Source organism: Rhizobium sp. RU36D (genome assembly GCF_900176345.1).
Taxonomy (GTDB): Bacteria; Pseudomonadota; Alphaproteobacteria; order Rhizobiales; family Rhizobiaceae; genus Allorhizobium.
In genome coordinates this window covers 60,082-66,659 of sequence record NZ_FWXU01000030.1, presented here as the reverse complement: position 1 = coordinate 66,659, position 6,578 = coordinate 60,082, and the positions used below count along the sequence as shown (strand labels likewise).

Here is a 6,578-nt window from a genome sequence, read left to right as displayed (position 1 = left end):
AAGACCTCCAGGATCACAATCCAGGAAGTGTCAGGCATGTCTCCGAACATCTGTCAGGTATGTATCAAGGCTATACATCGGGGGCCGGCATGACGATGAGGTTTTGGGTCAAACCAACATCGAAAGACCTGGAATGAGAGTTTGTCAGCAGCCTGAGCCGGGAGACGTTGCTCTCCCGGCTTTATGACATCTGCATGAAATTTCCCGCCTTTGACATCAATCAATCGTTGCAGGCGTAAGCGGCCTTAGTCTGCCTGCAGCCACGGGACGCATTCCCGTGCCCACGCGATTGAAGTCAAAGTCAGGGAGATAGTCATGGCATCGATGATGAAAGCCGCCGTCGTGCGCGAGTTCGGAAAGCCGCTCGTGATCGAGGAAATGGCGATTCCGGAACCGGGTCCGGGTCAGATCCTGGTGAAATACGAGGCGACCGGCGTTTGCCACACGGACCTGCATGCCGCCAATGGCGACTGGCCGGTCAAGCCGAACCCGCCTTTCGTGCCCGGCCATGAGGGCGTCGGCTTCGTCGCCAAGCTCGGCGCGGGCGTCACGCGCATCAAGGAAGGCGACCGGGTCGGCGTTCCCTGGCTGCACACGGCCTGCGGCTGCTGCTCGCCCTGCCGCACTGGCTGGGAAACCCTCTGCGGCAGCCAACAGAATACCGGCTATTCCGTCAACGGCACTTTCGCCCAGTATGGCCTTGCCGATCCGGATTTCGTCGGTCGCCTGCCGGACAATCTGGAATTCGGCCCGGCCGCGCCCGTGCTCTGCGCCGGCGTCACCGTCTACAAGGGCCTGAAGGAAACCGAAGTCCGCCCCGGCGAATGGGTTGTCATCTCCGGCATCGGGGGCCTGGGCCACATGGCCGTGCAATATGCCAAGGCCATGGGCATGCATGTGGTGGCTGCCGATATCTTCGATGACAAGCTGAAGCTCGCCAAGGAGCTGGGTGCGGATGTCGTGGTCAACGGCAAGGACGCCGACGCGATTGCCCAGGTGCAGAAGGCGACCGGCGGCGCCCATGGCGCGCTCGTCACCGCCGTCTCGCCCAAGGCCATGGAACAGGCCTATGGCTTCCTGCGCTCCAAGGGCACCATGTCGCTGGTCGGCCTGCCGCCGGGGTTCATCTCGCTGCCCGTGTTCGAAACCGTGCTGAAGCGTATCACGGTGCGCGGTTCCATCGTCGGCACCCGGCAGGACCTGGAGGAATCCCTCGAATTTGCCGGCGAGGGCAAGGTCAAGTCGCACTTCTCTTGGGACAAGATCGAAAATATCAACGATATCTTCGACCGCATGAAGGAAGGCAAGATCGACGGCCGCATCGTGCTCGATCTCGCCGCCTGACAAATCATCCGCGAAGCCTATGGCGCCACCGTGGCGCCATAGGTCCTCCGGTCGTCCTCAGTCCATGGACTGGATGGTGATGACCATCGCGTCCACCTGGTTGCAGCCATTGTCGCGGCAGATGCCGCTCATCCACACCTCGCCATTGCCGAACATCACGCCTTCGGAATTGACGAACAGGCTGCCATAGTCCTGGTTGACGATCACTTCGGCGATCTCGGGCGTTATGATGTCGTAATACAGGGGCTGGAACGCCTCGGCCGACTTGATGGTGCGTTTCTTGCCGTTGATCTTCACCGTGATCGGATATTCGATGAAGGCCGACACCGCATAGGTGTCCTCCTCCGATACCGCCTGCTGAAACTCGGAGATGGTCTGGCGAAACACCTCGTGATTCCCGAGGAGATTGTTGATCTGGCGGTCGACCTCCGCCTCATCCGCAAGCGCGGGCAGGGATCCGGACAAGATGAAAGCCAGCCCGGCAGCGGCCAGGGAAAAATAGCGGCGGGCAGTGTCACGCCCTGGTGTGTCGACGCGCATGAAGGACCTCCCGATCAATCGCTTTGTGAGCGGACATTATCCCAATGTCCTAACGAAATAACTCCCGGTGCCCTTCTGGCCCTGTGTCTTTTTTGGGTGCTGGCCGTTCCTGCGGCCCAAGGGCGCGGCTGGCTTGCGCTCTTTGCACTGGTGCCGGCCGGCTTGCGTCCTATATATGCTGCATTGCAACAATTTCAGTGGCATCCATGTCCCCCAGCGCAAGTTCTCCCGACCGTGATCTGATCTTCCTCTTCCAGGGTGGCGGCGCGCTCGGCGCCTATCAGGCCGGCGCCTATGAAGCCTTGCACCAGCAAGGAATAGAGCCGGACTGGCTGGCTGGCATTTCCATCGGCGCCGTCAATGCGGCCCTGATCGCCGGCAGCCCCAGGGAAAGGCGCGTCGCCAATCTCAAGACCTTCTGGGACACCGTCTCTTCCAATCTCGACTTCTGCCTCGGCCAGACCGGCACGGCCTTTCGCCGGTTGTCCAACGAGCTGGCGGCCATGGCCGGTGCCATCGGCGGCATTCCCGGTTTCTTCTCGCCGCGGCTCTATACCCCCCAGCAGCTTCTCTATAACCCGGACGCCCGCATCAGCTTCTATGACACCGAGCCTCTACTGAAGACGCTGGAAAAATTGGTGGATTTCGACCTGCTCAACCAGGGCGGCACGCGCATCAGCCTTGGCGCTGTCGAGGTCACCTCGGGCAATTTCGCCTATTTCGACAATCGCCACCAGACGTTGGACGCCCGCCATATCGCCGCTTCGGGGGCCCTCCCGCCGGGATTTGCCCCGATTGAGATCGATGGCCGCTCTTATTGGGATGGCGGCCTGGTCTCCAATACCCCGCTGCAGCATGTGCTCTCGACCTATAGCGGCCATCGCGACATGGAGATCTTCCAGATCGATCTCTTCAGCGCGCGTGGCGCTATGCCGAAGGACATCTTCGAGGCGGAAAGCCGGGTGAAGGAAATCCGCTATTCCAGCAGGACGCGCTTGAACACCGATGACTTCGCCCGCAAGCAGATCTTTCGAAGGGCGGCCAAGCGCCTCCTGGAAAAGCTGCCGCCGGAATTTGCCGATGACGAGGATGCCAAGCTGCTGAAGTCGGTCGGCATCGAATATGACGTCACGATCGTGCATCTCATCCATCGCCGGGCCGCCTATGCCACCCATGCCATGGATGCGGAGTTTTCCCGCGCGTCCGTCACCGAGCACTGGAAGGCCGGCTATGACGACGTGATGCACACGCTCAATCACCCCAAGTGGAAGAACAGGGGCCGGCCGAAAAACGGCATCCAGACCTTCGACCTCGCCCATGACGGACGTGCGGCAAGCTAGCCTATCTTGCGGCTGGCCGTGATGGCTGCTGCTAAGGCCTCCATGTCGGCGCGGCGCTGGCTGGAGCGACGCCAGACCAGGCCGATCTCCCGCGACGGCGGCGGATCGGCAAAGGGCACGATGCGGATTGCGGTCCGAGCAGCCTCGGTTTCGATCGCCATTTCCGGGATCAGCGTCATGCCCATGTCATGGGATACCATCTGCAAAAGCGTCGTCATGGAGGTCGCGCCGAAATTTACCAGGCTGCGCTTGCTCGCCGCCTTGCAGACCGCCAGCGCCTGTTCGCGCAGGCAATGCCCTTCCTCCAGCAGCAGCAATCGATCCGGATCGACCTCCGTTTCCGTCAGGGGCGAGACCAGCACCTCGCTGTCATTGGCCGCCATGGCCATGTAGAACGTATCGGTGAACAGGCTCTTTTCCACGAGATTGTCGATCTCCACCGGAAGTGCCGCGATCACGGCGTCAAGCTTGCCGTCCAGCAGGTCCGCCACCAGCCGGTCGGTGACCGCTTCCTTCAACTCGATCTCGATCAGCGGATGCGTACGTCGGAGATGGGGCACCATCTGTGGAACGAGATAGGGCGCGACCGTCGGAATGATGCCGAGCCGGATCAACCCCTCCAGTGTTCCGGTACTGCGGCGGGCCGCTTCCTCCAGGCGGTCGAGCGCCCCGAGAACGGCCTGCACATGCTCCAGCACCTCTCGCCCCTTGTCTGTCAGCAGCGTGTTATTGCGGGTTCTTTCGACCAGCGTCACACCCAGGTGTTTTTCCATCTCCATGATCTGCGCGGAAAGCGCCGGCTGGCTCACATGGGCCAGTTCCGCCGCACGTCCAAAATGCAGGGTACCTGCCAGCGCCTCGAAATACCGGAGTTGACGGATGGTAAGCATGATAGGTTTTTCCGATCGTAACCAGCAGGAAATACGATTGGAAATTATCGTAGGCGAATGGCAGTTTCAATTCACCGAGCCGACCGGCTCCAATAAATTTCGTGCGCCCAAGCGGCTGCGAAGCGTGTCAAACGAAACATGAGGAGAAAGACCATGGATGCAAAGTCCGCCGAGAACACTGGCAAATGTCCAGTCGCCCACGGCACCAAGCGACATACGAATCGTGATTGGTGGCCGACGCAGCTGGATGTCCAGGTCCTGCACACCCATACGGATCGCGCCAATCCGCTGGGCAAGGACTTCAACTATGCCGAGGAATTCGCGAAGCTGGACCTGCAGGCCCTGAAGCAGGACCTGACTGCCCTCATGACCGATTCGAAGGAATGGTGGCCGGCTGACTTCGGTCACTATGGCGGCCTCTTCATCCGCATGGCCTGGCATAGCGCCGGCACCTATCGAATCACCGATGGCCGCGGCGGCGCCGGCATGGGCCAGCAGCGTTTTGCACCGCTGAACAGCTGGCCTGACAATGCCAACCTCGACAAGGCACGCCGCCTGCTGTGGCCGATCAAGCAGAAATACGGCAACAGCATTTCCTGGGCCGACCTGATGATCCTCACCGGCAATGTCGCGTTGGAATCCATGGGCTTCAAGACCTTCGGCTTTGCCGGCGGTCGCGCCGATGTCTGGGAACCGGAAGAGCTCTACTGGGGTCCGGAAGGCACTTGGCTCGGCGACGAGCGCTACAGCGGCGAACGCCAGCTGGCCGAGCCGCTGGGCGCCGTGCAGATGGGTCTCATCTACGTCAACCCGGAAGGTCCGAACGGAACCCCTGATCCGCTGGCTTCGGCGCGCGACATCCGCGAAACCTTTGCCCGCATGGCGATGAACGACGAGGAAACCGTGGCCCTGATCGCCGGCGGTCACACCTTCGGCAAGACCCATGGCGCTGGCGATGCCTCGCTGATCGGCGCAGATCCTGAGGGCGGCGAGCTTGAAGATCAGGGTCTCGGCTGGAAGAGCAAGTATGAAAGCGGCGTTGGTGCCCATGCGATCACGTCAGGCCTTGAGGTCACCTGGACCCAGACCCCGACGCAGTGGAGCAACTACTATTTCGAGAACCTGTTCGGCTTCGAGTGGGAACTGACCAAGAGCCCGGCCGGCGCCCATCAGTGGGTCGCGAAGAACGCCGATGCCTCGATCCCGGATGCCTTCGATCCGTCGAGGAAGAAGCTCCCGACGATGCTGACCTCGGACCTCGCGCTGCGCTTTGATCCGATCTACGAAAAGATCTCGCGCCGCTTCCTCGAAAACCCTGCGGAATTCGCCGACGCCTTTGCCCGCGCCTGGTTCAAGCTCACCCATCGCGACATGGGCCCGAAGGCCCGGTATCTCGGTCCGGAAGTCCCGGCCGAAGATCTGATCTGGCAGGATGTCATCCCGGCCGTCGATCATCCCCTGGTCGATGATGCTGACGTGGCCAGCCTCAAGGCCAAGGTTCTCGCTGCGGGCCTCACCGTGCAGGAACTGGTGTCGACCGCATGGGCTGCCGCTTCTAGCTTCCGTGGCTCCGACAAGCGTGGTGGCGCCAATGGTGCACGCATTCGCCTGGAGCCGCAGAAGAACTGGGAAGTCAACGAGCCCGCACAGCTTGCCAAGGTGCTCGGCACGCTTGAGGCCATCCAGCAAAACTTCAACGCCGGCCAGGCCGGCGGCAAGAAGATCTCGCTCGCTGACCTCATCGTGCTCGCCGGCAATGCGGGCGTCGAACAGGCCGCAAAGGCAGCGGGCCAGGATGTCACCGTGCCCTTCACGCCCGGCCGCATGGATGCGTCGCAGGAGCAGACGGATGCCGCATCCTTCGCAGCCCTTGAGCCGCGCATCGATGGCTTCCGCAACTATGTGAACGAAAAGCGCATCCAGTTCATGCAGGCCGAGGAGGCTCTCGTCGATCGCGCCCAGCTGCTGACGCTGACCGCTCCTGAGATGACGGTGCTTGTTGGCGGTCTGCGCGTCTTGAAGGCAGGCAATCCCCAGCACGGTGTCTTTACCGACAAGCCTGGCGCCCTGACGACCGACTTCTTCGTCAACCTTCTGGACATGGACACCGTCTGGGCCCCGAAGGCTGGCACGACAGGCGTCTACGAAGGCCGGGATCGCAAGACCGGCGCCGTCAAGTGGACCGGCACGCGTGTCGATCTGATCTTCGGCGCACATTCGCAGCTGCGCGCTCTGGCGGAAGTCTATGCCCAGTCCGATGCCAAGGCAAAGTTCGTCAAGGACTTCGTTGCCGCCTGGACGAAGGTCATGAACGCCGACCGGTTCGACCTGGTCTAACGTGAGGGAGCGGCCGGGATTTCCGGCCGCAGCTCAATCTATTGTTGCGGGGAGCCGAGCTTGCGCTCGGCTTCCCGTAAATTTGTCACAAAAAGAAACAAATCGACTGAATTTTTCAATCAACACG

5 protein-coding genes are annotated in these 6,578 nt (G+C 61.4%); 3 read left to right on the top strand and 2 right to left on the bottom strand.

Translation table 11 applies throughout. The features are described from left to right. The first annotated feature begins 315 nt into the window (after nt 1-315). Nucleotides 316-1,344 (top strand): alcohol dehydrogenase AdhP, encoded by a 1,029-nt coding sequence (adhP, locus tag B9A97_RS25685; protein WP_084368679.1) that lies wholly within the window; start codon nt 316-318, stop codon nt 1,342-1,344. A 57-nt stretch (nt 1,345-1,401) separates the two neighbouring features. Here adhP and B9A97_RS25680 read toward each other — a convergent pair whose 3' ends face one another. Next, the gene (locus tag B9A97_RS25680) at nt 1,402-1,884 is read right to left on the bottom strand and encodes a hypothetical protein (RefSeq protein WP_084368678.1); all 483 of its coding nucleotides are present in this window, start codon (nt 1,882-1,884) and stop codon (nt 1,402-1,404) included. A 206-nt stretch (nt 1,885-2,090) separates the two neighbouring features. Here B9A97_RS25680 and B9A97_RS25675 point away from each other — a divergent pair, with 206 nt between their 5' ends. Next, nucleotides 2,091-3,224, top strand: coding sequence for a DUF3734 domain-containing protein (locus B9A97_RS25675; RefSeq protein ID WP_084368677.1), 1,134 nt, complete (start codon nt 2,091-2,093; stop codon nt 3,222-3,224). Here the strand turns inward: B9A97_RS25675 and B9A97_RS25670 are convergent. Further along, nucleotides 3,221-4,114 carry a hydrogen peroxide-inducible genes activator gene (locus B9A97_RS25670; RefSeq protein WP_084368676.1) on the bottom strand — a complete coding sequence of 298 codons (894 nt, stop codon included), beginning with the start codon at nt 4,112-4,114 and terminating at the stop codon, nt 3,221-3,223. The two genes, B9A97_RS25675 and B9A97_RS25670, sit on opposite strands and share 4 nt — an antisense overlap. 153 nt (nt 4,115-4,267) lie before the next feature. Between B9A97_RS25670 and katG the strand changes: the two genes are divergently transcribed. Continuing rightward, nucleotides 4,268-6,451 (top strand): catalase/peroxidase HPI, encoded by a 2,184-nt coding sequence (katG, locus tag B9A97_RS25665; protein WP_084368675.1) that lies wholly within the window; start codon nt 4,268-4,270, stop codon nt 6,449-6,451. Nucleotides 6,452-6,578: the final 127 nt, after the last annotated feature.

Bases quoted from the DNA above. Each gene is read 5' to 3' on its own strand.
- adhP (WP_084368679.1), top strand. From the start codon at position 316: ATGGCATCGATGATGAAAGCCGCCGTCGTGCGCGAGTTCGGAAAGCCG.
- B9A97_RS25680 (WP_084368678.1), bottom strand. From the start codon at position 1,884: ATGCGCGTCGACACACCAGGGCGTGACACTGCCCGCCGCTATTTTTCC.
- B9A97_RS25675 (WP_084368677.1), top strand. From the start codon at position 2,091: ATGTCCCCCAGCGCAAGTTCTCCCGACCGTGATCTGATCTTCCTCTTC.
- B9A97_RS25670 (WP_084368676.1), bottom strand. From the start codon at position 4,114: ATGCTTACCATCCGTCAACTCCGGTATTTCGAGGCGCTGGCAGGTACC.
- katG (WP_084368675.1), top strand. From the start codon at position 4,268: ATGGATGCAAAGTCCGCCGAGAACACTGGCAAATGTCCAGTCGCCCAC.